The 26439-nt window shown below is 73.0% G+C and carries 27 protein-coding genes; 8 read left to right on the forward strand and 19 right to left on the reverse strand.

Features of this window, described 5'->3' with window-relative positions:
* Positions 1-168: 168 nt before the first annotated feature.
* On the forward strand, positions 169-357 hold the full coding sequence (locus ACH34T_RS26990; RefSeq protein WP_396023710.1) for a hypothetical protein: 189 nt from the start codon (positions 169-171) through the stop codon (positions 355-357).
* A gap of 79 nt (positions 358-436) precedes the next feature.
* The gene (locus ACH34T_RS26995; RefSeq protein ID WP_396023711.1) at positions 437-1339 is read left to right on the forward strand and encodes an HAD family hydrolase; all 903 of its coding nucleotides are present in this window, start codon (positions 437-439) and stop codon (positions 1337-1339) included.
* Positions 1340-1409: 70 nt separating this feature from the next.
* Here the strand turns inward: ACH34T_RS26995 and ACH34T_RS27000 are convergent, their stop codons facing one another.
* Positions 1410-3398: a sensor histidine kinase gene (locus ACH34T_RS27000; RefSeq protein ID WP_396023712.1), complete on the reverse strand. Its 1989-nt coding sequence runs from the start codon at positions 3396-3398 to the stop codon at positions 1410-1412.
* Positions 3382-4104, reverse strand: coding sequence for a response regulator transcription factor (locus ACH34T_RS27005; RefSeq protein ID WP_396023713.1), 723 nt, complete (start codon positions 4102-4104; stop codon positions 3382-3384). The genes ACH34T_RS27000 and ACH34T_RS27005 overlap by 17 nt, the downstream gene beginning before the upstream one ends.
* A gap of 144 nt (positions 4105-4248) precedes the next feature.
* Here ACH34T_RS27005 and ACH34T_RS27010 point away from each other — a divergent pair, with 144 nt between their 5' ends.
* Entirely contained in the window at positions 4249-5217 is a 969-nt protein-coding gene (locus ACH34T_RS27010; protein ID WP_396023714.1) for a phytanoyl-CoA dioxygenase family protein, read from the forward strand.
* A gap of 99 nt (positions 5218-5316) precedes the next feature.
* The gene (locus tag ACH34T_RS27015) at positions 5317-8502 is read left to right on the forward strand and encodes an ATP-binding protein (RefSeq protein ID WP_396023715.1); all 3186 of its coding nucleotides are present in this window, start codon (positions 5317-5319) and stop codon (positions 8500-8502) included.
* Here ACH34T_RS27015 and ACH34T_RS27020 read toward each other — a convergent pair.
* Genes ACH34T_RS27020 through ACH34T_RS27030 form a run of 3 tightly spaced genes read right to left on the reverse strand, consistent with a single transcriptional unit; the run spans position 8499 to position 11284 of the window.
* Positions 8499-9284, reverse strand: coding sequence for an ABC transporter permease (locus ACH34T_RS27020; protein ID WP_396023716.1), 786 nt, complete (start codon positions 9282-9284; stop codon positions 8499-8501). The genes ACH34T_RS27015 and ACH34T_RS27020 overlap by 4 nt on opposite strands.
* Positions 9281-10273, reverse strand: a complete 993-nt coding sequence (locus ACH34T_RS27025; RefSeq protein ID WP_396023717.1) for an ATP-binding cassette domain-containing protein — start codon at positions 10271-10273, stop codon at positions 9281-9283. The genes ACH34T_RS27020 and ACH34T_RS27025 overlap by 4 nt, the downstream gene beginning before the upstream one ends.
* A 36-nt stretch (positions 10274-10309) precedes the next feature.
* A complete protein-coding gene (locus tag ACH34T_RS27030; protein ID WP_396023718.1) occupies positions 10310-11284 on the reverse strand; it encodes a LysR family transcriptional regulator in 975 nt (324 codons plus the stop codon).
* Between the two features lie 88 nt (positions 11285-11372).
* On the opposite strand from ACH34T_RS27030, the gene ACH34T_RS27035 reads away from it, so the two are divergent.
* The gene (locus tag ACH34T_RS27035; RefSeq protein ID WP_396023719.1) at positions 11373-12617 is read left to right on the forward strand and encodes an MFS transporter; all 1245 of its coding nucleotides are present in this window, start codon (positions 11373-11375) and stop codon (positions 12615-12617) included.
* On the opposite strand, the gene ACH34T_RS27040 is transcribed toward ACH34T_RS27035, so the two are convergent.
* The 3 genes from ACH34T_RS27040 to ACH34T_RS27050 all read right to left on the reverse strand — a co-directional run bounded on the left by ACH34T_RS27040 (position 12557) and on the right by ACH34T_RS27050 (position 13790).
* The gene (locus tag ACH34T_RS27040; protein WP_396023720.1) at positions 12557-12925 is read right to left on the reverse strand and encodes a DUF4180 domain-containing protein; all 369 of its coding nucleotides are present in this window, start codon (positions 12923-12925) and stop codon (positions 12557-12559) included. The genes ACH34T_RS27035 and ACH34T_RS27040 overlap by 61 nt on opposite strands.
* Entirely contained in the window at positions 12918-13376 is a 459-nt protein-coding gene (locus ACH34T_RS27045; RefSeq protein ID WP_396023721.1) for a helix-turn-helix domain-containing protein, read from the reverse strand. Before ACH34T_RS27045 ends, ACH34T_RS27040 begins: the two co-directional genes overlap by 8 nt.
* Before the next feature lie 75 nt (positions 13377-13451).
* Positions 13452-13790 (reverse strand): DUF3817 domain-containing protein, encoded by a 339-nt coding sequence (locus ACH34T_RS27050; RefSeq protein ID WP_396023722.1) that lies wholly within the window; start codon positions 13788-13790, stop codon positions 13452-13454.
* 199 nt (positions 13791-13989) lie between these two features.
* On the opposite strand from ACH34T_RS27050, the gene ACH34T_RS27055 reads away from it, so the two are divergent.
* Positions 13990-14814: an NAD(P)-dependent oxidoreductase gene (locus ACH34T_RS27055; protein WP_396023723.1), complete on the forward strand. Its 825-nt coding sequence runs from the start codon at positions 13990-13992 to the stop codon at positions 14812-14814.
* Between the two features lie 33 nt (positions 14815-14847).
* Positions 14848-15204 (forward strand): winged helix-turn-helix transcriptional regulator, encoded by a 357-nt coding sequence (locus ACH34T_RS27060; RefSeq protein WP_396023724.1) that lies wholly within the window; start codon positions 14848-14850, stop codon positions 15202-15204.
* A gap of 37 nt (positions 15205-15241) precedes the next feature.
* Here ACH34T_RS27060 and ACH34T_RS27065 read toward each other — a convergent pair whose 3' ends face one another.
* From ACH34T_RS27065 to ACH34T_RS27095, 7 genes are all read right to left on the reverse strand, one after another.
* A complete protein-coding gene (locus tag ACH34T_RS27065; RefSeq protein ID WP_396023725.1) occupies positions 15242-16429 on the reverse strand; it encodes a low temperature requirement protein A in 1188 nt (395 codons plus the stop codon).
* Between the two features lie 12 nt (positions 16430-16441).
* Positions 16442-17389, reverse strand: coding sequence for a lysophospholipid acyltransferase family protein (locus ACH34T_RS27070; RefSeq protein WP_396023726.1), 948 nt, complete (start codon positions 17387-17389; stop codon positions 16442-16444).
* On the reverse strand, positions 17389-18402 hold the full coding sequence (locus ACH34T_RS27075; protein WP_396023727.1) for an NAD-dependent epimerase/dehydratase family protein: 1014 nt from the start codon (positions 18400-18402) through the stop codon (positions 17389-17391). The genes ACH34T_RS27070 and ACH34T_RS27075 overlap by 1 nt, the downstream gene beginning before the upstream one ends.
* A gap of 38 nt (positions 18403-18440) precedes the next feature.
* On the reverse strand, positions 18441-18539 hold the full coding sequence (locus ACH34T_RS27080) for a 30S ribosomal protein bS22 (RefSeq protein ID WP_018654693.1): 99 nt from the start codon (positions 18537-18539) through the stop codon (positions 18441-18443).
* Positions 18540-19126: 587 nt separating this feature from the next.
* Positions 19127-19330 carry a helix-turn-helix domain-containing protein gene (locus ACH34T_RS27085; RefSeq protein WP_021591693.1) on the reverse strand — a complete coding sequence of 68 codons (204 nt, stop codon included), beginning with the start codon at positions 19328-19330 and terminating at the stop codon, positions 19127-19129.
* A 362-nt stretch (positions 19331-19692) separates the two neighbouring features.
* Positions 19693-20538 carry a phosphatase gene (locus ACH34T_RS27090; protein WP_396023728.1) on the reverse strand — a complete coding sequence of 282 codons (846 nt, stop codon included), beginning with the start codon at positions 20536-20538 and terminating at the stop codon, positions 19693-19695.
* Between the two features lie 7 nt (positions 20539-20545).
* Positions 20546-21760 (reverse strand): acetoin utilization protein AcuC, encoded by a 1215-nt coding sequence (locus ACH34T_RS27095; RefSeq protein WP_396023729.1) that lies wholly within the window; start codon positions 21758-21760, stop codon positions 20546-20548.
* A 172-nt stretch (positions 21761-21932) separates the two neighbouring features.
* Here ACH34T_RS27095 and ACH34T_RS27100 point away from each other — a divergent pair, with 172 nt between their 5' ends.
* On the forward strand, positions 21933-22481 hold the full coding sequence (locus ACH34T_RS27100; RefSeq protein WP_396023730.1) for a hypothetical protein: 549 nt from the start codon (positions 21933-21935) through the stop codon (positions 22479-22481).
* A 38-nt stretch (positions 22482-22519) separates the two neighbouring features.
* Here ACH34T_RS27100 and ACH34T_RS27105 read toward each other — a convergent pair whose 3' ends face one another.
* The 4 genes from ACH34T_RS27105 to ACH34T_RS27120 form a co-directional block, all read right to left on the reverse strand.
* Entirely contained in the window at positions 22520-22954 is a 435-nt protein-coding gene (locus tag ACH34T_RS27105; RefSeq protein WP_396023731.1) for a hypothetical protein, read from the reverse strand.
* 124 nt (positions 22955-23078) lie between these two features.
* Positions 23079-23873, reverse strand: a complete 795-nt coding sequence (proC, locus tag ACH34T_RS27110; protein ID WP_396023732.1) for a pyrroline-5-carboxylate reductase — start codon at positions 23871-23873, stop codon at positions 23079-23081.
* Between the two features lie 113 nt (positions 23874-23986).
* Complete coding sequence (locus tag ACH34T_RS27115) at positions 23987-24907, reverse strand: proline dehydrogenase family protein (RefSeq protein ID WP_396023733.1); 921 nt, start codon at positions 24905-24907, stop codon at positions 23987-23989.
* A 158-nt stretch (positions 24908-25065) separates the two neighbouring features.
* Positions 25066-26259, reverse strand: a complete 1194-nt coding sequence (locus ACH34T_RS27120) for an LCP family protein (RefSeq protein WP_396023734.1) — start codon at positions 26257-26259, stop codon at positions 25066-25068.
* Positions 26260-26439 lie beyond the last annotated feature (180 nt).

Below are 26439 nucleotides of genomic sequence, written 5' to 3' on the forward strand. Positions count from 1 at the left end.
CCGGGCGCGTACCGGACAGGCGGCGGCCGCGTACCGGACGCGCGCCGGACGCGCGGCGGCTATTGGAGAGATCATCCATTGCGAGCGCGGCCGTAACCCTCCGTGCCACCCGATCGTTCTTGCGGGCAGGAGAGCGTTCACGCCTGTGACTCCGCGAAGGAGTGGCCGGTGAAGACCAGGCGAGGGAAGATCGTCGAACAAGGGAACGTGCTCGCACGCCTGCGGGCGAGCGACCAGGGGCCCGACCCGCGGTTCCGTGCCGTGCTGCGCGAGCGGCTCGTCGCGGCGGCGGGCGACCGGAGTGAGGACTGTCGCAATCACGGGCGAGGCGACGGTCATGGGGAGGGGGTTGACTGAACGGATCTCATCCGGCCCGTCCGGGGGGCATGGCCGGTGCGGTCGACCGAGGATGAAACGTGTTCACTAGGCTCGGCCCATGCGGCAGATCTTGCAGGGCTCGTTCTGGCAGCGCCCGTTCTGGCGGGGCAGAGACGAAGATCATGTGAGCGCCGGGGAGGCCGCGGCGGCGGCCGCGGCCGAACCCGAGCCGCTGCCGGAACCCGATCCCGCCGCGGCGGCGTTCTTCGACGTCGACAACACGATGATGCGCGGCGCGTCCATCTACTACTTCGCGCGCGGGCTCGCCGCGCGCAAGCTGTTCACCATGCGCGACCTCGCCATGTTCGCGTGGGGGCAGGCCACGTTCCGGCTGCGCGGGACGGAGAACTCCGAGCACATCGGCAGCGCCAAGGAAGCCGCGCTCGCGTTCGTCGCGGGGCAGCAGGTCGCCGGGATCGTCCAGCTGAGCGAGGAGATCTACGACGAGGTGATGGCCGACCGGATCTGGCACGGCACCCGCACCCTCGCCCTCCAGCATCTGGACGCGGGCCAGCAGGTCTGGCTCGTCACCGCCACGCCCGTCGAGGTCGCCCGGACGATCGCGCACCGCCTCGGCCTCACCGGCGCGCTCGGCACCGTCGCCGAGACGAGCGACGGCGTCTACACCGGACGGCTCGTCGGGAACCTGCTGCACGGGCCCGCGAAGGCGGAGGCCGTCCGCGCCCTCGCGCACCGGGAGGGCCTCGACCTGGCGCGCTGCGCCGCCTACAGCGATTCGATCAACGACCTGCCGATGCTGACGGCCGTCGGGCACCCGCACGCGGTGAACCCCGACGCGGAGCTGCGCGAGCACGCCAGGGAGAACGGCTGGCCGATCCACGACTTCCGCACCGGCCGCCGGGTGACGATGATCGCGCTGCCCGCGGCGGCCGGCGCGGGCGCGCTCGCGGGCGGCGTCGCGGCCGGCATCGCGCTCCGCCGCCACTACCGCGCGAACTGACGATCGCTCGCCGCGCCGACCGGCCGGGCCGTCGTGAGCCCACCGGCCGCCCAGCCTGCGTCCCGGCCGCTCAGCTTGCGGCGGGGGTCGGGTCGGAGTCCGGGGCGGCGGCGGGGAGCCAGATGGCGAAGGTCGAGCCCGTTCCGGGGGTGCTCTCGGCGGTGAGCGTCCCGCCGTGCGCGAGGACGATCTCGCGGGCGATGGCCAGCCCGAGCCCGCGTCCGCCGGTGTCGCGGCCGCGGGCGCTGTCGGCGCGCCAGAACCTGTCGAAGACGTTGGGCAGGTCGTCGGGCGCGATGCCGTGCCCGGTGTCGGTGACGGTGATGATCGTGCCGCCCTTGCGCCGGTCGTCCGGACGGTGCGCGCCGAGCGTCACCGAGCCGCCCGGCGGTGTGGCCCGCACCGCGTTGGTCACCAGGTTGCCGATCGCCTGCCGCAGCCGGTCCGGGTCGGCGTCGACCGGCGGCAGCGGCGGCTCCGCGTCCGGCACCCGGACCGCCAGTGCCACCCCGGCCGTCTCGGAGATCGCGCGGTGCGCGGTGTGCAGGGTCTCCAGCAGTTCGGCGGCGTCCACCCGGACGCGGTGCAGCACCAGTCCGCCCGACTCGGCCAGCGCCAGCTCCTGGAGATCGTCGATCAGGCGCTGCTGCAGCACCGCCTCCTCGTGCAGGGACGCGAACAGCTCGCGGTCCGGCGGCAGCACCCCGTCGTGCAGCGCCTCCAGGTAGCCGCGGATGTTGGCCAGCGGCGTGCGCAGCTCGTGCGCGATGTCGTTGATCATCCGGCGTTGGCGCTCCTCGCTGCGCTGCAACGAGTCGGCCATCCGGTTGAACGCGACGGCCAGGTCGGCGATCTCGTCGTCGCCGCGCACCCGCACCCGTCCTGACAGGTCGCCGGCGCCCAGCAGCCGCGAGGCCTGGCTGACCGCCGCGATCGAGGACAGCATCCGCCGGCTCAGCAGCACCGTGCTGACGATCATCAACGCCGCGACCAGCCCGGCCGCGGCCAGCGCGCGCTGCGGCTCGATGGTGACCCGGGACGCCCGATCGTCGCTGAAACCGAGCTTGAGCTGCAGCGTGACCGGCGCCATCGGCTCCAGCCGCTCCGCGTAGACGCGCTCGGCGCAGCGGCCGAGGCCCCGGGCGCGGCCGGTCGCCGAACCCGAGGGGTCGGCGGTCGGCGGCGGTGTCCGGACGCACTCCAGGAGCGCCTGCTGGTCGCCTTCCAGCTCGCCCTCGCTGCTCCGGGATCGTTCCTCGCAGTCGCGGAACACGACCTCGGCGCCGATGGTCGACGGCACGACCGTCCAGTGGCCGTCGGAGAGGGACCGCCGGGTGATCGGCACGCTGCCGCGGGTCAGGCAGGCGGCCAGGCGCAGCAGCCCGCGGCGGTTGGCGATCAGTTTGCCGAGGCCGGTGGCGGTGAGGTCCGCCAGCTCCTGCGACGTCCGCACCGGCGGCCCGAACGGGTTCGGCAGGTTCGTCGGCGCGGACGGGTCGGAGAGGTACAGGGAGACCTCTTCGGCCGTCAGCTGCGGCCGCGCGTCCAGGATCGTCGCCGGACGGCTGGACGTCGGCCGGGCGATCCGCTCGTTCATGATGTCGGTGTCGGCGACGACGATCCCGTCGAGCGTGCTGAGCCGGATCCGCTGCCCGGTGCGCTCGCCCAGGCCCATGACCACGCGGTCGACGCCCTCCCACGTGCCGTGCAGGGCGGCGTACTCGACCAGGGTGGCGTGGATCAGGTCGGCCGTGCGCTCCTCCACCGCGACGGACTCGGTGATCTGCGCGGTGGTGGTGCGCACCGTCAGCCACGCCGTCGCCCCGGTCGCGACCAGCGCGACCAGCACGATGAGCGCGAACACCCTGACCCGGAAGCGGCGCAGCCCGGCCGCCAGCCCCCGGCGCCGCCGCGCCAGGCCGCGGGCGGGCCAGGCCGGGCCGCCGGCGGCGCGCCACCGCGCCAGGCGGCCGGCGGGCCGCCCCGCCCGGCCATCGGCGAACCGCCGCGCCAGGCCACCGGCGAACCGCCTCGCCAGGCCGTTACCGGGGCGCCGCACCGGGGCCGATCCGGTAGCCGCGCCCGTACACCGTCTGCACGTAGACCGGGTCGGCCGGGTCCGGCTCGATCTTGCGGCGCAGGTTCATCACGTGCGCGTCCACGGTGCGCTCCAGCACATGGTGGTCGAACCCGAAGGCCAGCGTGAGGATCTGCGCGCGGGTGAAGACCCGGGCGGGCTCGGCGGCCAGGATCTGCACGATCCCGAACTCCTTGGCGGTCAGCTCGACCCGGCGGCCCGCCACCCGCACCTCGAACCGGTTCGGGTCGATCTCCAGCTCGCCGACGCGCAGCACCGCCTCCCCGCCGGCCGGGCCGCCGCCTGATCCGGGCAGCGCCCCGGCCCGGCGCAGCAGCGCCCGCACCCGCGCCGTCAGCTCCCGCGGGCTGTACGGCTTGGTGATGTAGTCGTCGGCGCCCAGGTCCAGGCCGAGGAGCAGGTCGTCCTCTCGGGAGCGGGCGGTCAGCAGCAGGATCGGCACGGGGGACTCCGCGCGCAGGATGCGGCACACGTCCAGGCCGTCGACGGCGGGCATCATCACGTCCAGGACCAGCAGGTCGGGGCGGCGGGCGCGGGTCTGCTCCAGCGCCCGCCGGCCGTCGCCGACCACGATCACGCTGTGCCCGGCCTGCTCCAGGTACACCTGGACGAGCCGCGCCTGCTTCGGATCGTCCTCGGCGACCAGGATGCGCGAGCCGGTAGGCATGACCCGACCGTAGCGCCCCCGGCCGTGCCGATCCGAGGGCCCCCGGCGCGACATGATCGCTCCTCCGCTAGTTCTTCAACGGATCTTCATGATCATCGGCTTCAGTGTTCTTCCGCCGGATCTCCCACCCGGAAGGACACCGACATGCCGCACGATTCGGCCTCACCGTCCGCCGCCGCGACCGCCGCGCCCGCCGCGCCTGCCGCGCCCGGTGCGCCTGCGTCCAGCCCGTACCGCGACCGGTACGCGCGCCTCACCGACGCGGACCGCCGCACCTTCGCCGAGCAGGGCTACCTGCTGGTCCGCGGCGCGCTCGACGAGCCGCTCCGCGCCCGCGTCGAGCAGGCGGTGGACCGGGTGTACGCGGGCGAGGAACGGGCCGGACGGCTCGGCCCGGACGGCGAGATGCACGTGCTCGGCGCGATGTTCCGCGACGAGGCGTTCACCGAGCTGCTCGACCTGCCCGCGACGTTCCCGTTCCTGTGGGGCCAGCTGGGCTGGAACATCTACGTCCACCACAGCCACCTCGACGTCAACCCGCCGGTCGCCCGCGACGAGCGGCCCGCCTGGCGCTGGCACCAGGACGGCTACCGGCAGAACGCCGACCTGGACATGGAGCCGCGGCCGATGTTCTCCCTCAAGGTCGCCTACGTGCTCACCGACCTGTCCGAGCCGGGCCGCGGCGGCACGCTGGTGGTGCCGGGCAGCCAGTACCGCAACACCCTGGAGCGCACCGAGCCCGGACCGGACGGCCGCTACCCCCGCCCGCCGGGCGCCGTGGAGATCGCCGCCCGGCCGGGCGACGCGTTCGTGTTCGACCGGCGGCTGTGGCACTCGCGCTCGGCGAACCTGTCCGCCGTCACCCGCAAGATGGTGTTCCTCTGCTACACCTACCGCTGGATCCGCTGGCGCGACGACGTGGCGGTCAACCGGCACGGCGACTGGTGGCAGGGGCTGACGCCGCTGCGCCGCCAGTTGCTGGGCGACGCCGACGAGGCCGCCAGCCACTTCGGCTTCACGCTGGAGTCGGGCGTGTGGGACGACGCCATCCCGCTGCGCGCGGAGCTGAAGTCCCGCGGACTGCTCGACCGCAGCCACCACTACCTGCGCTGAGCGTCGCGACCGCTCTGCGCTGAGCGTCGCGACCGCTCTGCGCTGAGCGTCGCGACCGCTGTGCGCCCGGCGCCGGGGCCGGCGGAATAGCCTGTCTGCGTGACCGTCGAGCTGGCGTTGCTGACGCGGGTCTCCTGCCGCGGGCGGGACGTCACGAGCCCCCGCATGCGCGGCCTCCTCGCGCTGCTCGCCGAGGAACCGCGGGCGGGCGCGTCCGTCGTGCGGCTCGTGGCGGGGCTGTGGCCGGACGAACGTCCCGAGAACCCGGCCAAGGCGCTGCAGGTCGTGGTGTCGCGGGCCCGGTCGCAGTTCGGCGCGGACGTCATCGCCAGCACCCCGACCGGATACCGGCTGGGGCTGGCCGAGGACGAGGTCGACGCGTCCGCCGTGCTGCTCGCCGCGTCCGCGAGCGTCCGCGCCTCCCGCGACGGCGACCACGCGGCCGCGCTCGCCCGCGCCGAGGAGGGCCTCGCGCTGTGGGACGGCGCCCCGGAGCCCGACGACGATGATCATCCGCTGTCCGCGCTGCGCGCGGACCGGGCCTCGACGTACCGGACGCTGACCCGCGCCCGCGCGCTCGCCCTGGCGCGGCTCGCCCGGCACGCGGAGGCGTTCGACGCGCTCACCGCCGTGGCACGCGAGCATCCCCGGGACGAGGAGGTCCTCGCCGAGCTGCTGCGCTGCGAGGCGGCGACCACCGGGCCGTCCGCCGCGCTGGCCCGGTTCGAGTCCTACCGGCGTGCGTTGCGCGACGAGCTCGGCACCGATCCGGGGAGCGCGCTCCAGGGCGTCCAGCAGGAGCTGCTGCGGGACGAGGCGCCGCCCGTCCGGCGGGGCGTCGCGCACGAGCCGAACCCGCTGCTCGGACGGGCCCGCGACCTCGCCGCCGTGCTCGGGCTGCTGCGCACGTCCCGCGTCACGTCGATCGTCGGGACGGGCGGGCTCGGCAAGACGCGGCTCGCGAACACCGTGGCGCGCGACGCCCCGCAGCGCGCCGTGCACGTCGTCCCGCTCGCCGGCGTCGCCCGGGACGAGGACGTGGCGGCCGAGGTGGCGTCCGTCCTCGGCGTGAGCGACCTGCGCGGGGCGGCCGCGCCGCGCGGCCTCGGCGGGGCGGCCGACCGGCTCGGCGGGATCGTGGAGGCGCTCGGCCCCGGACCGGCGCTGCTCGTCCTGGACAACTGCGAGCACGTCGTCGACGGCGTCGCCGCCCTGGTCGGCGCGCTGGTGTCGCGGACGCGTGACCTGCGCGTCCTGACCACGGGCCGCGCGCCGCTCGGCCTGTCGTCGGAGTCGGTGTACCCGCTGCCCGCGCTCGACCCGGCGACGGCCGTCGAACTGTTCCGGCAGCGGGCGCACGCGGCGCGGCCGAACGCCGACGTCCCGGCGGGCGCGGTGGAGGAGCTGTGCCGCCACCTGGACGGGCTGCCGCTCGCCGTGGAGCTGGCGGCGGCGCGCGTCCGCGTCATGTCCGTGCCCGAGATCGCGCGCGGGCTGGACGACCGGTTCGCGCTCCTGCGCGGCAACGTGCGGGACGCTCCGTCCAGGCACCGGACGATGCACGCCGTCGTCGACTGGAGCTGGAACCTCCTCGGGCCGTCCGGACGGGCCGCGATGCGGTCGCTGTCGATCTTCTCCGCCGGATTCACGGCGGACGCGGCACGCCATTTCCTGGACGGCGACGTCCTGGAAATCCTGGACGACCTCGTCGGCCAGTCGCTCCTCGAAATGACCGAGGGCGAGCCTGGGACGCGGTTCCGGATGCTGGAGAGCGTCCGGGAGTTCTGCGCCGCCCACCGCGAGGCGGTGGGCGAGACGGAGCGGGCGGTCGGCGGGCTGCTCGCCTGGGCGCGCGATTTCGGGACGGCGCACCATGAGGCGCTGTTCGGGCCCGAGCCGTTCGGCCCGCTGGCGCGCGTCCGGGTCGAGCAGGACAACCTGCTCCAGGCCCTGCGCCACGGGCTGGCCAGGGACGACGGCCCGGCCATCGCCGCCGTGGCGGCCGTCCTCGGCGGATTCTGGACGCTGGAGTCCGCCTACAGCCGGATGATCGTCATGACGGAGGAGACCGCCGGGCCGCTGAGCCGCTTCCGGCCAGGTCCCGCGGACGTCGAGACGACCCGGACGGCCCTCGCCCTCAGCGTCCTGACCTCGTCCATGCTGAAGGGGCCGCGGGCGACGCGCGCCCTCGTCGCGCTGCGCAGGCTGCCGCCCGTCCCGCCGACCGGCCTCGCCGGGGCGCTGGCGTACCTGACGGCGTCCGGGCCGGAGCTCATGGACCCGGACGGCGGCCGCGACCTCCTCGACCGGATGTGCGCCAGCGACGAACCGGCGCTCGCCGCCATCGCGAACTGCGTGCTGGGTTACGTCCGGGAGCGGGACGGCGACCTGACCGGCGCGCTCGCGGCCACTGAGGCGATGCTGGCGGCGACCGGCGAGCGGCACGCCCCGTGGCTCGGGCTGATCGTCCACTCGCGGCTCGGCGAGCTGCTGATGCAGCTCGACCAGGGCGAACGGGCCGCGCACCACCTCCGCGTGTCGCTGGACCTGCTGGAGCGGCACGGGTGGCCCGACAACTTCGGGCTGCTGTGGGCGCTCGCGTCCATCGAGGGAAGCCTCGGCGAGTTCGACCGGGCGGAGGCCCGGCTCGACCAGGCGCTCGTGTCAGGACCCGACGACTCGTTCGGCGTCGCCACGTTCCACCTCGGCGCCCGCGCGGAGCTCGCCCTCGCGCGCGGTGACGCCGCGACCGGCCTGCGGCTCTGGCGGCAGGCGGTCGAACGGCTGGCGGGCGGCGTGGACCCGATGACCGCGCCCGGCCTCGACCCGTGGACGCTGGAGGCCCACTGCGCCGCCGTGGTCGCGCACGCCCGGCACGGCGGGCTCGACCTCGTCGAGGACATCGCGGCCGGGCTGCCCGCGAAGCTGTCCGACCTGCTCGCCCTGCCGCAGGACACGATGCCGTCCTTCTTCATGGACCTGCCGTTCTGCGGCGCCATCCTCCTCGCCCTCGCCCACGCCGACCTCGCCCGGCGGGGCGGCGACGGCGCCCCGCCGGACGTCCGGGCGCGGGCCGCGCGGGCGATCGCGCTGGCGGACCGGCTGCACTTCGCCCGCTCCTTCCAGCCGACCATGTCCTCCTCGGCCGCGCGCCGCACCGCCCAGGACGCCGACGGGCCGGCGTACGCCGAAGCCGTGTCGGAATACGCCGGCCTGGACGGCCCCGCGCTCCGGGACGCCGCCCGGAAACTCGCCCGCGAACTCGCACCCGCCACGTTCGGCTAGCGCGGCGCCTTGCGGTTGAACAGGAACTTCGAGTACGCGTAGCCGCCGATCGCGAGCCCGGCGCACCACACGAGGGACACCGCGGCGTCCCGCCCGCTCGGCGTCCCGGCCAGCAGGCCGCGGACCGTCTCGATGACCGGGGTGAACGGCTGGTACTCCGCGAACCACCGCACCCCGGCCGGCATCGACTCCGGCGGGACGATCGCGCTGCCGAGGAACGGCATGAACTGGATGATCAGCGGCGAGTTGCTCGCGCCCTCCGGGTTCTTCGCCAGCAGCCCCAGCGCGACCGCCACCCAGGTCAGCGCGAACGTGAGCAGGACCAGCAGGCCCATGGCGGCGAGCCAGTCCAGGACGCCGCCGTCCGTCCGGAAGCCCAGCGCGACCGCGACCCCGATCACCGCGGCCGTGCTGATCACCGTCTGGATCATGCTGCCGACGACATGCCCGGTCAGCAGCGACACCCGCGCGATCGCCATCGTGCGGAACCGGTCGACGATGCCCTCCGTCATGTCGAGCGACACCGACACCGACGTCGTCATGCACCCGGACGCGATCGCCATCAGGATGATCCCCGGCGCGACGTAGTTGATGTAGTCGCCCTTCGCCGGGCCGCCGACGCCCTCGCCGAGCGCGTTCCCGAACACGCCGACGAACAGCAGCATGATGAGGATCGGCATCATCATCATGCCGACGGACAGGGACGGGTAGCGCAGCGCGTGCCGCAGGTTGCGGCGCAGCATCGTCGCGGAGTCCGCGGCCGCGTGGGAGAGCGTGCTCATACCGGCGTCACCTCGTTCCGCTCCCCGTTCCGCTTCCTGTTTCCCTTTCCGGTTCCGGTGAGGGCGAGGAAGACGTCGTCCAGGTCGGGGGTATGCACGGACAGCTCGTCGACCTCGATCGACTCGTCCTCCAGGCGGCCGAGGAGCGACCGCAGGGACCGGACGCCGCCGTCGCTCGGCACCTGGAGGACCAGCGCCTCGTCGTCCCGGGTCACCGCGCCGAGCGCGCCGAGCGTGCGGGCCGCCGCGTCCAGCGCCGCCGGGTCGGGGAAGCGCAGCCGGACGTGCCCGCCGGAGACGAGCCGCTTCAGCTCGTCCGAGGTGCCCTCGGCGACCAGGCGGCCGCCGTCCAGGACCGCGATCTTGTCGGCGAGGTGGTCGGCCTCCTCCAGGTACTGCGTCGTCAGGAAGATCGTCACGCCGTCCCTGGTCAGCCCGCGGATGATCTCCCACATCGTGCGGCGGCTCCGCGGGTCGAGGCCGGTCGTGGGCTCGTCCAGGAAGATGATCCGCGGCGCGCCGATCAGGGTCATCGCGAGGTCCAGCCTGCGGCGCATCCCGCCGGAGTAGGTGGCGGCCATCGTGCCCGCCGCGTCGACCAGGTCGAAGCGCTCCAGCAGCTCGTCCGCCGCCCGGCGGCCCTCGGCCTTGCCGAGGTGGTGGAGGTCCGCCATCAGGATCAGGTTCTCGCGGCCGGTCAGCAGGCTGTCCACCGCCGAGTACTGCCCGGTGACGCCGATCGCCGTGCGGACGCCGTCGGGGTCCTTCGCCAGATCGCGTCCCGCGACCCGGACGTCGCCGCCGTCCGCCGGGATCAACGTGGACAGGATGCGCACGGCCGTCGTCTTCCCCGCCCCATTGGGCCCCAGCAGGGAGAAGACCGTCCCGCGCGGGACGTCGAGGTCTATCCCGTCGAGGACGACCTTCGCCCCGAACGCCTTTCGCAGACCGATCGCCTGAATGGCGGTCTGCGCCGGTTCTGTGTTCATGCCCGCAGCCTGCGCGCCCCCGCCTTCAGGCCGCTTTCAGCCCGGTTTCACCCGTCCCGACGGTCGGCGCGTCCCCGGACGCTGTGCGCCCGGCACGCCCCCGGACGCCGCCCGGACGGTGCGGCGTGCGACGTCCGCCAGCCCGGCGGCGAAGGCGCGGACCCGGGCGGTCTCATGATCGCGGCGCCAGACCAGCGCCAGCGTGGAGTCGGGCAGACCGGTGACCGGGACGTAGGTGACGGCCCCCCGGTCGTGGTCCTCGGCGGTGGCCCGGCACAACAGCATCAATCCTCGTCCCGCCGCCGCCAGCGCGAGCCCCTCCTGAAGGGTGCCGACCGTCGGCCCGGCCCCGATCGGACGGCCCCCAGGCGTGACCGACGGCGCGAAACTCTCCCGCCAGTAGCCGGGCGCCGGGCCGCTCACCTGGACGAGCGCGCATCCGGCCAGCTCCTCGGCGGACAGCGACTCCCGCGCCGCCAGCGGATGCCGCACCGACAGCGCGACCGTCTGCGGCTGCCGCGAGAAGGTCGCGCCGACGACCAGGTCGTCCTCCAGCACGGGCCCGAGCACGATCGCCGCGTCGAGATCGCCGTGCCGCACGGCCCCGAACGGGTCGTGCAGCGGCAGCTCGGCCAGCTCGACGACGCAGGCCGGATGGCGCTCCTGGAAGCGCGACGCGGCCTCCGTCACCTGGTCGTTCGCCGTGCACTGGAAACCCACCCGGAGCGTGCCCTCGACGCCGCGCGCGGCCAGGCGCGCGTCGTCCACCGCCTGGCGCAGCCCGTCGTAGGCCGGACGCAGGCCCCGCTGGAACGCCTCCCCGAGGGGAGTCAGGCGGACGCGTCGGCTCGTCCGCTCCACCAGCCGGGCGCCGACGCGTTCCTCCAGCGAGCGCAGCAGCTGGCTGACCCTGCCCTGCGAGATGTAAAGCCGTTCACCGGCCCGGCCGAAGTGCAGTTCCTCGGCCAGGACGAGGAAGCATTCGAGTTCGCGCAGTTCCAGACCGGCCATCCCGCCTCCGTGATCGATGAGCGTCACTAATGCAGCCGTGAGAGACCCGTCGTTGTTCCGGCCGCCGCGCCGCCGGTTGACTCGGGCCATGACACACGCGACCTCCTCGGCCGGCGCGGGCCTCGCCGCCTGGGCGGCGGTGGGGGCCGTCGCCGCCGCCACCTTCACCGTCGTCACCTCCGAGATGCTCCCGGTGGGCCTGCTCACCCCGATGGGGCGGACGCTCGGCGTCAGCGAGGGGATCGCCGGGCTGGCCCTGACGGTCACGGGCCTCGTCGCCGCCGTGTCCGCGCCGTTCATCGTCCCCGCCCTCGGACGGACGGACCGGCGTCCCGTGGTGGTGGCGCTGCTGCTGACGCTCGCGCTCGGGAACGCCGTGGCGGCCTGGTCGCCGAACGTCGGGACGCTGATGGCCGGGCGCGTCCTCGTCGGCGTAGGCATGGGCGGGGTGTGGGCGCTGGCGGCGTCCCTCGCGGGCCGGCTCGTCCCCGGACGGTCGAGAGGAACCGCCATCGCGGTCGCGTTCAGCGGCGTCGCGATCGCGTCGGTGCTGGGCGTGCCCGCCGGGACGCTGCTCGGCGAGGCCGCGGGCTGGCGGACGGCGTTCGCGGCGACCGGCGGGCTGGCCGTCGTCCTCGCGGTGGTCATGGCGGTGCTGCTGCCGCCGCTGCCCGTGGACCGGGCGACCGGCCTGCGCGGCACGGCCCGGCTCGCCGGTGAGCCGCGCGTCCGGGCGGGGCTGGTCGCCACCGCGCTGCTGGTCAGCGGGCATTTCGCGGCGTACACCTACGTCCGTCCCGTGCTGGAGGACGTCTCCGGCGCGGACGCCGGGCAGATCGGCGCGCTGCTCCTCGGCTACGGCGTCGCGGGCGTCGCGGGGAACTTCGCGAGCGGCGCAGGGGCCGGTCGCTCACCGCGCGCCACCCTGCTGGTGCTCGGCGCGACGCTCGCCGTGACGGTGCTGCTCGTCCCGCTGCTCGGACGATCACTCGGCGGCGGTGCGGCCCTGCTGATGCTGTGGGGGCTCGCCTACGGCGGCGTGTCCGTGACGGTGCAGAACTGGCTGCTCGCGGCGGCCCCGCACGCCGAGGAGGCGGCGTCCGCGCTGCTCGTCGCCGTGTTCAACGCCGCGATCGCGCTCGGGGCGCTGCTCGGCGGACGCGCCGCCGACGGCCTCGGCACGGCCTCGGTGCTGTGGGTCGCCGGAGTCCTGGCGGCGGGCGCCGTCGTCCAGGTCGTCGCGGCGCCGGCGGCCCGGGCGCCGCGGCCGCCTCAGGCGACGGTGCGCAGCCGGTCGTCGAGCGCGTCAAGATCGGGGACGAACCACACGTGACCGGACGAGTTCGACTCCCGGACCAGAGCCCGCAACGCCGAACTCGCCTCGACCTGCCGGGAGATGTCGCCGACGACCACCAGGCGCAGCCGGTAGTTGACGAACTTCTGCATGACCTCTCCGGCGAAGCGGGTGCCCAGCTCGAAGAAGCTCTCGTCCAGCCGGTCGGCGGGCACGGCCACGACCTCCGCGCCGGCGAAGGCCGCGCCGATCAGGTCGAGCGCGTCCTGGACGGTCACGATCGGCGGCCCGGCCGGATCGCACACCAGCACCTGCACCCCGGCCCGCTCCTGCACCACGTCAGGCATCGCCGCCTCCCGGACCCAGCAGATCACCGTCGAGGACGGCGTCGAGCAGGCGCAGCACGTCGGCGGTGGCGGCGGCGCCGCCCAGTATCACGATCTTCATCCGGCTCCGTTCCTCGTCGTAGACGACCTGCACCCGCAGCTGATGGCCGGAGTCGCCGGTGTTCACCCCGGCGAGCACGAACGTGCTCAGCCGGTCGGCCGTGACCCGGTCGACGCCGTCGACCTGCACGATGCTCGACACCTCGACCGCCGCCGCGCCCACGGCCGCGGGCCGACTGGTTGGGGCCGGGGGCCGTCCCGTCAGCGCCTCCAGGTCGGCGGCCGCGATCCGGTACTGCTTGCCGATCCGGACGGCCTTCAACCGGCCACCGCGGATGTAGCCGCGCACGGTACGCACATGAAGACCGAGGAGGCCCGCGACCTCCTCGACCGAGTACATTTTCTCCGCCATCGTCCCCCATCATAGGGTCACATAGGGAACGATACGTAACCTTTAAGGGTCACCCGCGAACGGATAGCCGCCCGTTCAGGCCCGGGCCTCGGCGTGCAGCAGTTCCGCGCGCTTGCGCCGGTGGAAGACGAACGGGGTCAGCGGCAGCATGCAGGCAAGCACCGCCAGCAGCGAGTTCCTGACGCCCCAGGCCAGGCTGCGGCGCGCCGCGACGAACACCAGCACCCACGCGATCACCAACCCGCCGTGCAGGGCGCCGAGCGGTCCCACCAGATCGATGTCGGAGACCCGGCTCAGCAGCGAGCCGAAGATCAGCAGGACGACGAACGACCAGCCCTCGGCAAGCGTGACCACCCGAAACCAGAACACCGAGTTGCGCCCGCCCAGCTCACCCAGGCCACCCTTCGCCGCCATGAACCCTCCGACCCCATCGAACACTTCAAGATCAACTATAGTACGTAGTACTACTCAACGTAGATGTTACGCGTGCGGCCCGGCCTGCCGCGCCCAAGCACAGGCTCCCCCCCATCGACCTGGTGACTGACCTCCGCGTAACCACGCACTTTGAAGTGCGTTCTTGTGGCGCGCGACGCCCCCATCAACAGTGGGTGGCATGAACATGCGACACGAACGGATCAGCATTCTCGGTCTGGGGAGCATGGGACGCGCTCTCGCGGGCGCACTCCTCGACGCCGGTCGCGACGTAACCGTCTGGAACCGCACGCCCGGCAAGGCAGGCGACCTCCTTGCGCGCGGTGCGCGAGAGGCGCCGAGCGTGGCAGAGGCGATCGAGGCGGGCGATCTGACCGTCGCGTGCCTGCTGGACGATGCCAGCGTCCGCGAAGCGCTGGCACCGGCCGTGCCGAAGCTGGCCGGCGGGACGCTCGTCAACCTCACCAGCGGCTCGTCCCGGCAGGCGCGCGACCTCGCCGGTTGGCTCGAAGAGCACGACGTGCGCTTCCTCGCCGGCGGGATCATGGCCGTGCCTCCGACGGTGGGAACGGACGGAGCCTTCATCCTCTACAGCGGCGCGCGCGAGCTGTTCGACCGCGTGGCCGCCGTGCTCGGCCCCATCGGACGTCCGCACTGGGCGGGCGAGGATCCCGGAGCAGCGGCGCTCTATGACATGGCCGCGCTGAGCGCCATGTACGGCCTGAGCGCCGGGGCAGACCACGCCGTGGCGCTGGTCCACGCGGACGGCGGCGACGTGGAGAAGTTCAAGCGCGAGGTGCTGCGGCCCTGGATGGAGCAGACGCTCCCGATCATGGTCGCGGGCGCCGACGTACGCGACTCCGTCCCGGACGAGTACAACCCCGCGATGCAGGCCACCGGCCTGGAGACCATGCTCGCCTTCTCCGCGGAGGCGGGAGTGCCCGACGAGCGGGCCGGACATCTGCGCGCCTCGCTCTGGGCGATGCGCCGCGCCGCCGCCGGCTGACGCCCCAAACGAGGGCGCGGCTACCATCGGCGAATGCGCAACCCGCCGTACATCTGTGCCCTCGACGCCGCGATGGACGTCGTCGGCGGCAAATGGAAGGCGCTGATCCTGTGGGCGCTGGGCGAGCGGCTCCATCGGTTCGGCGAGCTGCGCCGCAGCCTCCCCGGCGTGAGCGAGAAAGTGCTCACCCAGCAGCTGCGGGAGCTTGAGGCGGACGGCATCGTCCGGCGGACCGTGTTCGACGAGACCCCGCCCCGGGTCGAGTACGAGCTGACCGACGAGGGCGCGGCGCTCCACGCGGCGCTCGGCCCCCTGGGGGAATGGGCCGCGCGCCGCATGCGCGATCTCGACCTCGTCCCCACCCACGGCAAGGACCAAGCCGAAGCGTAAGGCCCTACGCCCCGGCGACCCCGCACTCCTGTAACCGTTACGCCGGGCGCGCTTCCGTCCGTTCCGTCCGTTCCGGACGTCCGGTGACGATGGTCGCGGCGACGAGGAGGGCCAGGAGCGCCGCCAGCACGACCAGGCTCGCGGCGACACCGATGCCCGGCGCCGCGAACGTCGTCAGCAGGGTCAGGACGGCCGTGATCCCGATCAGCTCCGGACGGGCGGTCGGGCGCCGCAGCGGAGCGTGCAGCACCCACAGCATGACCAGCACCACGGCGATGGGGACGGCCACGGCGGCGATCACGGTCTGCTCGTCCGCCTCGACGTGGTCGCCGCCCGCCGACACGACCGCGACCTCCAGCCCGGCGCCGACGGCGGCGAGCGCGGCGAAGATCACGTAGTGGCCGTATCCCCAGACGAAGGACAGCTCGCGGCGTGCGGCGAGGCCCTCCCCCGCCGGTTCGGCGAAGTAGATCCACCAGAGGGCGAACAGGATCGCGAGGCCCGCCAGGGCGACGGTGACGAGTTCGCGGCTCAGGCCGTGCTCGACCGCGTCCTGGACGGCGTTCGTCGACGCGAGGACGCTCTCCCCCAGCAGGATGATCGTGAACAGGCCGTACCGCTCGGCGATGTGGTGCGGGTGCCAGGTCGTCTTCCCCGCGCGCTCCGCGATCGTCGGGACGGACAGCTCCAGCACCACCAGCAGGGGGAACGTCCAGGCGGGGCCGTCGCCCGGCAGCGCGAGCCGCGACAGCCAGAGCACCTGGAGGAGCGAGACGCCGGCCGCGTAGCGGAGGGTCGTGGCGCGGGTCTCCGGGTGCCCGATCGCGGCGCGCAGCCATAGCCCGACCAGCCCGACGCGCATGACGAGGTAGCCGATGGTGACGGTGGTGAAATCGCCGTCGAACGCGTCCGGCACCCCCGCCGCCAGGACGAGCACCCCCGCCATCTGCACGAACGTCATGACGCGGTACGGGACGTCGTCGGTGTCGTACGCGGACGCGAACCAGGTGAAGTTCATCCACGCCCACCAGATGGCGAAGAACACCATGAGGAACGGCAGGACGTCGCCGCCCACGTGCCCCTCTTCGGTGGCGTGCGCGAGCTGCCCGGCGATCTGCGAGACCGCCGCGACGAACGTCAGGTCGAAGAGGAGTTCGAGCGGGCTGGACGCGCGGTGCGGTTCGCCCACGTCGCGGGCGACCATGCGGCTACGGAACGGCTGCATCCGCTCACTCTGTCAGAGGAACGCGGGGCCTCTGCGAAGGAGGGTTTCGTAGAGCATCTTCTGGACGTTCTCGCGCACGTGGTCGGTGATGTCGAAGACCGTCATGGGGTCGTCGGCGGCGCCGGCGTCGTACTCGTCCAGCGTCATGGGCTCGCCGAACTGGATCATCCACTTGGACGGCAGCGGGACGAGCCCGGCCGGTCCGAGCAGCGGGAACGTCGGGGTGATCGGGAAGTACGGGAGGCCGAGGAGGCGGGCCAGCGGACGCACGTCGGCGATCTTCGGGTAGATCTCCTCGGCGCCGACGATGGCGCACGGGACGATGGGCACGCCCGCGCGCAGGGCGGTCCCCACGAACCCGCCGCGCCCGAACCGCTGGAGCTTGTAGCGCTCGGCGAACGGCTTGCCGACGCCCTTGAAGCCCTCGGGGAACACGCCGACGAGCTCGCCCTTGCCGAGGAGGCGGGACGCGTCGGCCTGGCAGGCGAGGGTGTGGCCCGCCTTGCGGGACAGGTGCCCGAGGAGCGGGATCTGGTAGACGAGGTCGGCGCCGAGAAGGCGGACCTGGCGGTCGGCGTGGTCGTGCACCGCGACGGACAGCATCAGCGCGTCGACGGGGATGACGCCGGAGTGGTTCGCGACGAGGAGGGCGCCGCCCTCCGGGATGTTCTCGACGCCCGCGAGCTCGACGCGGAACCAGTGCTCGTACAGCGCGCGGGCGAGGGGCAGCAGGACGGTCGAGTTGAACTCGGGGTCGAAGCCGAACTCGTCGATCTCGTAGTCGCCGGACAGTCGGCGGCGCAGAAAGGCCAGGCCGGACGCTATGCCACGTTCCAAAGAGCCACGCCCGCCCGAGCCGTCCCCAGCGGCGCCGTCTCCCGCCGAGTCGTCGCGGCCGGTGGCGAGGCGGATGACCTGCGCATCCTCGTCGTGTTCGTCGTTCTCGTCGTGGGCGTTCATCAGCCTGACCGTCCGAGGAGCGCGGTCAGCGGGCCGTGACCGCCGGCGGCGGCGAAGTCGGCGAACGCGGCCTCGGAGCTGTACTTCGGCCGCCAGGACAGCTCGTTCGCCAGCGCCGTCGTGTCGATGACGCGTCCGTACGTCAGCCAGCGCAGCAGCTCGGGCGAGAACCCGGACAGGCCGGCGAAGCGCCGTCCCATGTCGCCGAGCACCGACAGCGACGGCGAAGGGACGGGAACGTAGGGCCGCCCGGCCCGGCGCAGCGCCTGGGACAGCAGCAGGACGCCGTCGCCCGCGACGTTGAAGCAGCCGGGATGGTCCTCGACGGTCATGCGGCGCAGCACCTCGACGCCGTCGTCCTCGTGGACGAACTGCAGCCGCGGATCGAAGCCCAGCACGGTCGGGACGACCGGCAGGCGCAGGTAACGGGTGAGCGGGGAGTCGACGCCCGGCCCGAGGAAGTTCGCGAACCGCAGCACCGACACCGTCAGGTCGGACCGGCGCCGCATCAGCCCGCGGACGTACCCCTCGACCTCGACCGCGTCCTTGGCGTATCCGGACTTCGGGCCCTCGACCGGCTCGTCCAGCTCGGTGAACACGGCCGGGTCCATCGGCGAGGAGCCGTACACGGCGGCGGAGGACCGCACGACGAGCTTGCGCGTGTCGGGCGAGCGCTGGCACGCCGCGAGCAGCTGCATCGTGCCGATGACGTTGAGCTCCTTCACCTTCGCCCGCGGGACGGACGAGGAGGTGACGAGGTTGAGATGCACCACCGTGTCGACCCCTGCCGACTCGATGAGGTTCGCGATGCCCGGGGTGCGGATGTCGACGCGGACGAACTCGGTGCGTCCGAGCGATACGCCGAGGGACGCGGCGGGCGGCACGGTGTCCACGCCGATGACGCGTTCGATGCCGGGGTCGGCCTGCAGGGTGTTCGCGACCCGCGCCCCCAGGAAACGGGACACGCCCGTGACGAGGACGACACGGGCCGCGGCGGTGGGCTTCGAGGACACGGTTCGCCCCACCCCTTACAGCTGCGCGGCCGGTGTGACTACTTCTTGTTGCGACGCTGGATGCGCGTCTTCTTCAGGAGCTTGCGGTGCTTCTTCTTGGCCATCCGCTTGCGACGCTTCTTGATGACTGAGCCCACGAGACCTCGCTCGGCATATCGGGTGATGTGCAGGAGACGGGCGTGCCGCAGGCGAGCATCACTCGAAACGCGCGCACGGTCCGCCGCCCAAGGGTACCGCTGTACCGGTGCGGATCACGCCGGTGGCCCACCGTACGGGCACACGGGACTGGGTGCGGACCACGCCGGTTACCCACGGCGTGGATACACGGGACCGGGTGCGGACCACGCCGGTTACCCACGGCGTGGATACACGGGACCGGGTGCGGACCACACCGGTTGCCCACGGCGTGGGCACACGGGACCGGCGCCGCGCGATGCGCGACGCCGGGCACCGTTCCGCGCGGGCGGGCTTGCTCGGTGGCCGTTGCCCGGGCCACCGCCCGTCCCGCTCGGTGTCCGGACCGTCCAGCCGGGCCGGGAGGGCACGGGCATCGGTGATGCCCCCGTTCCCCCGGACACCGGCTCCGGCGGCCGTTCGGCCACCGGCCGGTCCTCGTCTTGCTTCCCCAGCTTCGGGACGGTTCCAGAGAACCGTCCCGACGCCCCCTGCACGGCCGGGTATGGAGTAGGCGGCGGGGTAGTGGCTCATCCCCCGCCCTTACCCTTTATCCGGCTTCGATGTACGCGTCGCGCAGGTAATCGTGAACGGCCTGCTCGGGTACCCGGAACGAGCGCCCCACGCGGATCGCGGGTAGCTCGCCCGAGTGGACGAGGCGGTAGACGGTCATCTTGGACACCCGCATCACCGCCGCCACTTCGGCCACGGTCAGGAACCTGACCTCGCTCAGAGGTCGCTCGCCTGAGGTCATCGGACGCCCTCTTCCACACGTGCCGCGCACCGGCCCTTCGGGTGACTTTGATCACGCACGTGTACTTCTCCAGCGTAAATCGCGTATCGGCAGTCGCAAGAGGGGAGTTCCGCACATTTCCGTCTCCCGACCTGACTCGGAGGACACAGTGCTGATCCCGTACGGAGGGTGGAGCTGACGGCACAAGGAGTGGCGCGGCGAACGGTTGTCAACCGAAACCACGTGTTCAGCTGCGGTTCCGATGCTCACGATGGCGTCGCGCAAGCCCATGCGTCCCGTTACCGCCGCCCTGTCACACGCAGTGACAGCCGGGACGGCTCTCCGGCCGCGACGCGGCGGCCGCGCGGGCCGGGCGAGAAGGGTCAGCCGGACGGGTGCAGGCCCGCGCGTTCCAGGATGTAGGCGGTCAGAGGCGCGTAGTGTTGCGGGGACACGCCGTCGTCGAGCGGGACGACGACGTCGATCTTGCCTTCGGCGGCGCCGGCGAACAGCGCGGGATCGTTACAGTCCGCGAACCCGACGGTGTCGATGCCCGCCTGTCCGGCCGCTCCGGCCCAGCCGTGATCGGCGATGGCCAGATCCGGCCAAAAATCAGGTTTAGCTTCCGGAGAGCCCGAAGAAGCGATATCGGCGAGCTCGCGGAGCATGGCCTCCATCGGCTGCGGGTCGTGCGTGTGCTGCGTCCGGTGGTCGTCCCCCTCCAGCATCGCCACGCCCGGCTCGGCGTAGACGAGGCGGCGCAGGTCCGAGCCGCCGTAGCCGGTCTCGATCTCGTACGTCCAGCCGGCCGCGGGGGTCAGGAGCCGGCAGCCGGCCTCCGCCAGCGCCCGCGCGACGGCCTGGTACAGCGGCGTCAGCGTCGCCGGATGGCCGGTCGCGACGACCACGGCCTCCTTGCGGCGGGCCGCGCGGCCGATGCGGTCGCCCATCGCCTCCAGCGTGTCGAGCGTGATCTCCGGATCGATCGTGTCGTCGCCGTACACGTGCCGGGGGTCGGCGTCCACGCCGCAGCGCCGGACCATCATCTCCAGGACGGTCTGCTCCGTCCACGAGGGCTTGAGCTCAAGGCCGAACTGGTAGTACGGGTGGCCCGCGGCCATCCGGCGGTAGTGCAGCAGGTTGTTCTGGCGGGGCGTCGCGACCGTGCCGGCGATCATCGTCCGGAGCAGGTGGACGCGCAGCTCGTCCCGCGTCGGGGCCGGGTTCACGGGGGCCTCACTCCTCCGTCATCGGGTCGAGGCCGTGCTCGGGGAACACCGCCCGCCGCGTCGCCAGCACCGCCTGGTCGATCGGGCTCGCCGGGTCGTAGCCGTCCGCCCACCTGCTGACCTCCACCCTTTCGGTTCCGTCCGTCATGCGGAGCGGGGCTGTCTCGCCGGTCCGGCGGCTGACGAACTCGCGCCAGCCTTCGGGCGTCGGGGTGTCCGGCGGGATCGGGCCGCCCGCGGCCTCCGCCAGCAGGTGCGTCCACGCCCTCGGCACGACCTGGACCAGCTCGTAGCCGCCGCCCCCGGTGGCGATCCAGCGGCCGCCCGCGGTCTCGTGCGCGAGCCGGTGCAGGAGGCCGTACGCGGTGCGCTGGCCGTCCACGCTGAGCGTCAGGTGCGCGAGCGGGTCGAGCGCGTGGCCGTCGGCGCCGTGCTGGGTGACGAGGACGTCCGGGCCGAACCTGCGCAGCAGCGGCGGGACGATCGCGTCGAACGCGCGCAGCCACGGGCCGTCGCCCGCGCCGGGCGGCAGGGAGACGTTGGCGGACGTCCCGTCGGCGCCCGTCTCGTCCGGGAAGCCGGTGCCGGGGAACAGCGTCCGCGGCGACTCGTGCAGGCTGATCGTCAGGACGCGCGGGTCGTCGTAGAACGCGTCCTGGACGCCGTCGCCGTGATGGACGTCGACGTCGACGTACGCGACGCGATCGGCGCCGTTCTCCAGCAGCCACGCGATCGCGATGGCCGGGTCGTTGTACACGCAGAAACCGCTGGCGCCGCCGCTGAGCGCGTGGTGGAGGCCGCCGGAGATGTTGGCGGCGTGCTCGGCGCGTCCCGTCCACACCGCCTCGGCCGCGGCGACGGACGCGCCCGCGACCAGCGCGGACGCCTCGTGCATGCCGGGGAACACGGGGTTGTCGGGCGTGCCGAGGCCGTGCCGGGGGTCGGGCGTCCCGGTCGCGCCCGCGTGCTTGACCGCCGCGACGTAGGACTCCTCGTGGACGAGCCGGAGCAGCTTGTCGTCCGCCGGCTCGAACCCGGACACCGTCACGTTGGGACGCTCCAGGACGCCGAGCTCCCGCGCGAGCGCCATCGTCAGCTCGACCCGCACCGGGTTCATGGGATGGCCGGGGCCGAAGTCGTAGGAGGTGAGCCGCTCGTCCCAGAAGATCTCCAGCCCGCAGTTCTCGGGACCGGGCCGGGGGGACGCAACGGAACCGCTCATAACGTCACGGTATCGCGGCCCCCGAGCCCCGTTTCCGTTCGCCCGCCGCCGAACAGGGAAACGGTGGGCGGCGAGTGGCGGGCCGGGAAACGGCGGGCGGCAACCGGCGGGGCGGGGGCGGGAACCGGGGGGCGGCTTGCGATCATCCGATAGCGGACGTGAGGAGCACTGCATGGCGTTCATGGACCAGGTACCGACCTTGGCCGGTGTGATCATCGGCGCCGCCGGCTCGTACGCGGCGTCGAGCCTCACCGAGCGGACCCGGTGGCGGCGATCGCGCGCCGAACGCTGGGACCAGCAGAGGTTCCAGACCTACGCCGTCTACGCCAACACGCTGAAGGCCCAGTTCCAGGTCTCGCTGCGCATCGGGGCGGCGCGGGGATTCGACCATGTCGTCGATCCGCTGGATCCGGACGAGGGGCTGCTCAGGCTCGCCGAGGCGGAGTCCAGGCGCGCGGCGGACTGGGAGTCGGTGCTGCTCGTCGGCGACGCGCTCACCATCGCGGCGGCCCGGACCTGGCACGAGGCCGTGTGGGCCGTCGAGGTGTACGCCCGCGGCCTCAAGGACGACCCGGCCGGCTGGGCGAGCGCCCTCAAACGCGCGAGCCAGGCCAGGGACGCCTTCTACGCCCACGCGCGCAAGGACCTCGGGATCGAGGGTCCGCCGCCGCCGTCCGGGAACTGGCCGAGGGCCTGGGAGCCCGCCGACGAACCGGCCTGACCGGGAAGAACGGCCCCGGCAGGCCGTCCTCCGGACGGTCAGAGGCGGCTGGCGTGTTCGGGGGCGTAGGGCGCGTCGGCTTCGCGTCTCGTGCGGGCCGCGGTGAAGAATCCGGCCAGCGCGGCCAGCGTCGCGACGCCCTCGCCGGCCAGGCTGATCGTCTTCTCCGCGTACCAGACGGGTTCGTGCATGTCGGGCAGCGGTCCGAGCGCGCCGACGTCGACGTAGTAGTAGAAGACGATCGCGCCGACCGCGCTGGCCGCCACGAGGAAGGCCAGCGCGTACGCCCAGCGGGTCGCGTAGGTGAGGATCACGACCGCGACGACGCCGGCGACCGCAGCCTGGACGCGGAAGAGCAGCTCACCGTCGATGGACCCGCCCTGGACGAAGGACATCTCGGGCGCGAACCTCCAGTGCACGATCGCGTCCGCCGCCAGTCCGGCGGCGACGAGCAGGCGGAGTATGAGTCCCATACTTCCTACACGGGCGGGAACCCCGGATCGGCTCAATGGTTTAACAATGAACTTTCGTCCGGCTCGGCCTGGGTCCGCCTGGCGCAGTCTGGGTCGGCCTGGGGCGGCCGCTCGCGAGGCCGGGTCAGCCGCTGGCGAGTTCGCGGCCCCGGTTGCGGGCGGCCTCGATCGCCTCCAGGACGGCGGCGCGGACGCCGTGCCGCTCCAGCTCGCGGATCGCGGAGATCGTCGTCCCGCCCGGGGACGTGACGGCCTCGCGCAGCAGCACCGGGTGCTCGCCGGAGTCGCGGAGCATGATGGCGGCGCCCACGGCCGACTGGATCACCATCTCCAGCGCGGCGGCGCGCGGCATGCCGAGCAGGATGCCCGCGTCCACCATCGCCTCGACGAGGTAGTAGAAGTACGCGGGGCCGCTGCCGGACAGGGCCGTCGCGCCGTCCTGCAGCGACTCGGGGATGCGGAGCACCTTCCCGACCGGGGACAGCAGCTCCTCCGCCAGCTTGAGGTGCTCCTCGGCCGCGTGGGAGCCGGGCGAGATCACGCTCATCGCCTCGTCCACGTGGACGGGCGTGTTCGACATCACGCGCACGACCGGCACGCCCTCGGGGAGCCGCGCCTCGACGAACCCGGTCGTGATGCCCGCCGCCATCGAGATCACCAGCCGGCCGGACGGGACGTGCGGGCCGATCTCGTCCAGCAGGACGCCCATGTCCTGCGGTTTCACGGCGAGGACCAGCGTCCCCGCCTGCGCCGCGGCCTCCGCGTTCGGGACGATCTCGATGCCGTACCGCTCCCGCAGCAGCGCGCCCCGCTCCTCACGGCGCGCGGTCGCCATCAGCTCGGACGGGCGGCGCCCGGCCCGGAGCACCCCGGACAGCAGCGCCTCGCCCATCTTCCCGGCACCCAGAATCGCGATCATCGACATACCTGACGTGGGGTTTCAACGACGCGTCCAGCCTATAGCCGGGTTGCGGGGCGGGAGGGCGGCGGGATGGCCGCGGGATGGTCCAGGAGCGGCCGGGTGTGGGTGGGTCAGGAGCGGCCGATCAGGGCGCGCATGAAGAAGCGGAGGTTGGCGGGGCGCTCGGCCAGCCGCCGCATGAAGTACTCGTACCATTCGCGACCGTAGGCGACATAGACGCGGACCTGCGCGCCGTGGGCCGCGAGCCTGCGCTGCTCCTGCGGACGGATCCCGTACAGCATCTGGTACTCGAACGAGTCAGCGTCGCGTTCGTTCAACACGGACAACGCACCGGCGATGTCGATGAGACGTGGGTCGTGGGTGGCGAGCATCGGGTAGCCCTTACCGGCCATCAGCACTTTCATGCACCGCACGTACGACCGGTCGACCTCTTCCTTGTCGGTGAACGCGACCGCCGTTGGTGCGGCGTAGGCGCCCTTGCACAGCCTTACTCGCGAACCCTCGTAGGCCAGTTCCGCGCAGTGTTCCTCTGCCCGCCGCAAGTACGCCTGGATGACGGCCCCCACATCGGGGAAGTCGCGCCGCAATTCGTGCACGATCCTGAGCGTCGCGTCGACGGTGGTGTGTTCCTCCATGTCGAGGGTGACCGTCGTACTGGCTGAACGGGCGGCCGCGCAGATCCGGCGTGCGTTCTCCAAGGCGAGGTCTTCGCCGAACGTCTGGCCGATGGCGGAAAGCTTCAGCGACACCTCGGCGCGTGTACCGAGGCTGGCCGCGCCAAGGCGTTCCAAGAGCTCGATGTAGTGCTGGACGTTCGCCTCTGCGTGGCCCTTGTCGTGCGTGTCCTCGCCCAAGACGTCCAGGGTTACGAGCAAGCCTTCGCCGGTGAGGTCGCCGGTGACGCGGGCTGCGTCCTCGATCGTCTCTCCGGCGATGAACCGGCGGACGACGTCGCCCGTGAACGGTGCGGTCTCCACGACCCTGCGTGCGCCGCCGCTGCGCGACGCGACGAGCAACGCCTGACGAAGCACTGTGCGAACCCCTTGTCCGACGGGTCTGACCACCGATGGCCCGACGTGCCTGACCACCGGTTGTCCGGCGGGCCTGACCACCGGTTGTCCGGCGGGCCTGACCGCCGGACGAGGACGGCCCTCTCCGACCAGGTTATGCCCGGCCGGAACCCCGTCGATCACGACACGGTGCCGAGGTTGCTCCCGCCCCCGTGCTGCTTCACGTATTCGGACATGCGGGCGGTCTTGACGGCGTCGAACAGCGCGGTCGCCTTCGTCCGGTCCAGGAGGACGACGCTCTGCTTGCCGCGCCTGCCGGTGCCCTGGTGCGGGGCCGTCAGGAACATCACGTCCGACGCGCGCACGCTCCGCATGCTCACCGCCAGCGAGCGCATGTCGCCCGCCGAGACGCCCTCGTCCACGCTGATCGACTTGGTGAGCGCGGACAGGAACCGGTCGAGCTTGAGCGGGTTCGTGAGCGTCCCGCGGTCCGCGGCCTGCTTGGCGAGGGCGCCGAGGAACGCCTGCTGGCGCTTGATCCGGTCGAAGTCGCCGTTCGGGAGGTTGTAGCGCTGCCGGACGAACAGCAGCGCCTCCTCGCCGTCGAGCTTCTGCTTCCCGGCCGTCCACTGCTTCTTGCGGGCCGGGTCGTACACGCTCTGCTTGATGTTGACGGTGACGCCGCCGAGCGCGTCCGTCATCGACTTGAACCCCTCGAAGTCGATCGCCCCGTAGTGGTCGACCCGGACGCCGGTGAGGTTCTCGATTGTCTCGATCAGCAGCTTCGGCCCGCCGAACGAGAACGCCGCGTTGATCTTCTGGTCGCCGTAGCCGGGGATGTCGACCCACGAGTCGCGGGGGAACGAGACGATGTACGCCTTCTTCCGGTCCGCCGGGAGGTGCAGCAGCATGATCGTGTCGGTGCGCTGCTGTCCCGGCTTCCAGACCTGGTTGCCCTCCCCGGTCGTGGCCGCGTCCGCCCGCGAGTCCGACCCGACGAGCAGCCAGTTCTCGGTGCCCTCCACGTTCGGGCCCGGGCGCTGGGCCCCGTCGTCCGGCATGACGCCAGGGATCCGGTCGATGTTGCCGTTGTAGGACGACTGCCGCTGCCACACCAGCCCGCCGAGCCCCGCCACGACCAGGACGACGAACACCCCGATCGCGATCAGCACCCGGGGCCAGCGCCGCTTCCGCTTCGGCTCCCCTTCACCGTCGACGCCGCCCCAGAACGCGGCGTCCTCCGCGTCACCCGTCCCGGCGCCGCCGCCCGGGGTGACGCCGGGCGCGTCGGCCGCACTGGGGTCCGCGCCTTGCGCAGGCCCCGCGCCGGACGGCTGCGACGCGGGCGCGCCAGGAAGATCTCGGCCGGTCATGCGCCGAAGCTACCAGCCTGATCAAGCGCCGACGCCCCCCTTCGCCCCCACTTGTCCAATCCAGGCACACCTACATCCCCGGCCAAGACCTGCCCCAGGATCCCCCGGCCAAGACCTGAGCCGGGCCCACGGGTCGTGCGGCCGGAGGCGCCCAGCGCCGGAGGCCGCACGACCCGCCGG

The organism is Actinomadura sp. 9N215 (assembly GCF_044326345.1).
Taxonomy (GTDB): Bacteria; Actinomycetota; Actinomycetes; order Streptosporangiales; family Streptosporangiaceae; genus Spirillospora.

Coding starts and splice junctions, on each gene's coding strand:
- ACH34T_RS26995 (WP_396023711.1), top strand. CDS start 437: ATGCGGCAGATCTTGCAGGGCTCGTTCTGGCAGCGCCCGTTCTGGCGG.
- ACH34T_RS27005 (WP_396023713.1), bottom strand. CDS start 4,104: ATGCCTACCGGCTCGCGCATCCTGGTCGCCGAGGACGATCCGAAGCAG.
- ACH34T_RS27010 (WP_396023714.1), top strand. CDS start 4,249: ATGCCGCACGATTCGGCCTCACCGTCCGCCGCCGCGACCGCCGCGCCC.
- ACH34T_RS27020 (WP_396023716.1), bottom strand. CDS start 9,284: ATGAGCACGCTCTCCCACGCGGCCGCGGACTCCGCGACGATGCTGCGC.
- ACH34T_RS27025 (WP_396023717.1), bottom strand. CDS start 10,273: ATGAACACAGAACCGGCGCAGACCGCCATTCAGGCGATCGGTCTGCGA.
- ACH34T_RS27030 (WP_396023718.1), bottom strand. CDS start 11,284: ATGGCCGGTCTGGAACTGCGCGAACTCGAATGCTTCCTCGTCCTGGCC.
- ACH34T_RS27035 (WP_396023719.1), top strand. CDS start 11,373: ATGACACACGCGACCTCCTCGGCCGGCGCGGGCCTCGCCGCCTGGGCG.
- ACH34T_RS27040 (WP_396023720.1), bottom strand. CDS start 12,925: ATGCCTGACGTGGTGCAGGAGCGGGCCGGGGTGCAGGTGCTGGTGTGC.
- ACH34T_RS27045 (WP_396023721.1), bottom strand. CDS start 13,376: ATGGCGGAGAAAATGTACTCGGTCGAGGAGGTCGCGGGCCTCCTCGGT.
- ACH34T_RS27050 (WP_396023722.1), bottom strand. CDS start 13,790: ATGGCGGCGAAGGGTGGCCTGGGTGAGCTGGGCGGGCGCAACTCGGTG.
- ACH34T_RS27055 (WP_396023723.1), top strand. CDS start 13,990: ATGAACATGCGACACGAACGGATCAGCATTCTCGGTCTGGGGAGCATG.
- ACH34T_RS27060 (WP_396023724.1), top strand. CDS start 14,848: ATGCGCAACCCGCCGTACATCTGTGCCCTCGACGCCGCGATGGACGTC.
- ACH34T_RS27065 (WP_396023725.1), bottom strand. CDS start 16,429: ATGCAGCCGTTCCGTAGCCGCATGGTCGCCCGCGACGTGGGCGAACCG.
- ACH34T_RS27070 (WP_396023726.1), bottom strand. CDS start 17,389: ATGAACGCCCACGACGAGAACGACGAACACGACGAGGATGCGCAGGTC.
- ACH34T_RS27085 (WP_021591693.1), bottom strand. CDS start 19,330: ATGACCTCAGGCGAGCGACCTCTGAGCGAGGTCAGGTTCCTGACCGTG.
- ACH34T_RS27095 (WP_396023729.1), bottom strand. CDS start 21,760: ATGAGCGGTTCCGTTGCGTCCCCCCGGCCCGGTCCCGAGAACTGCGGG.
- ACH34T_RS27100 (WP_396023730.1), top strand. CDS start 21,933: ATGGCGTTCATGGACCAGGTACCGACCTTGGCCGGTGTGATCATCGGC.
- ACH34T_RS27105 (WP_396023731.1), bottom strand. CDS start 22,954: ATGGGACTCATACTCCGCCTGCTCGTCGCCGCCGGACTGGCGGCGGAC.
- proC (WP_396023732.1), bottom strand. CDS start 23,873: ATGATCGCGATTCTGGGTGCCGGGAAGATGGGCGAGGCGCTGCTGTCC.
- ACH34T_RS27120 (WP_396023734.1), bottom strand. CDS start 26,259: ATGACCGGCCGAGATCTTCCTGGCGCGCCCGCGTCGCAGCCGTCCGGC.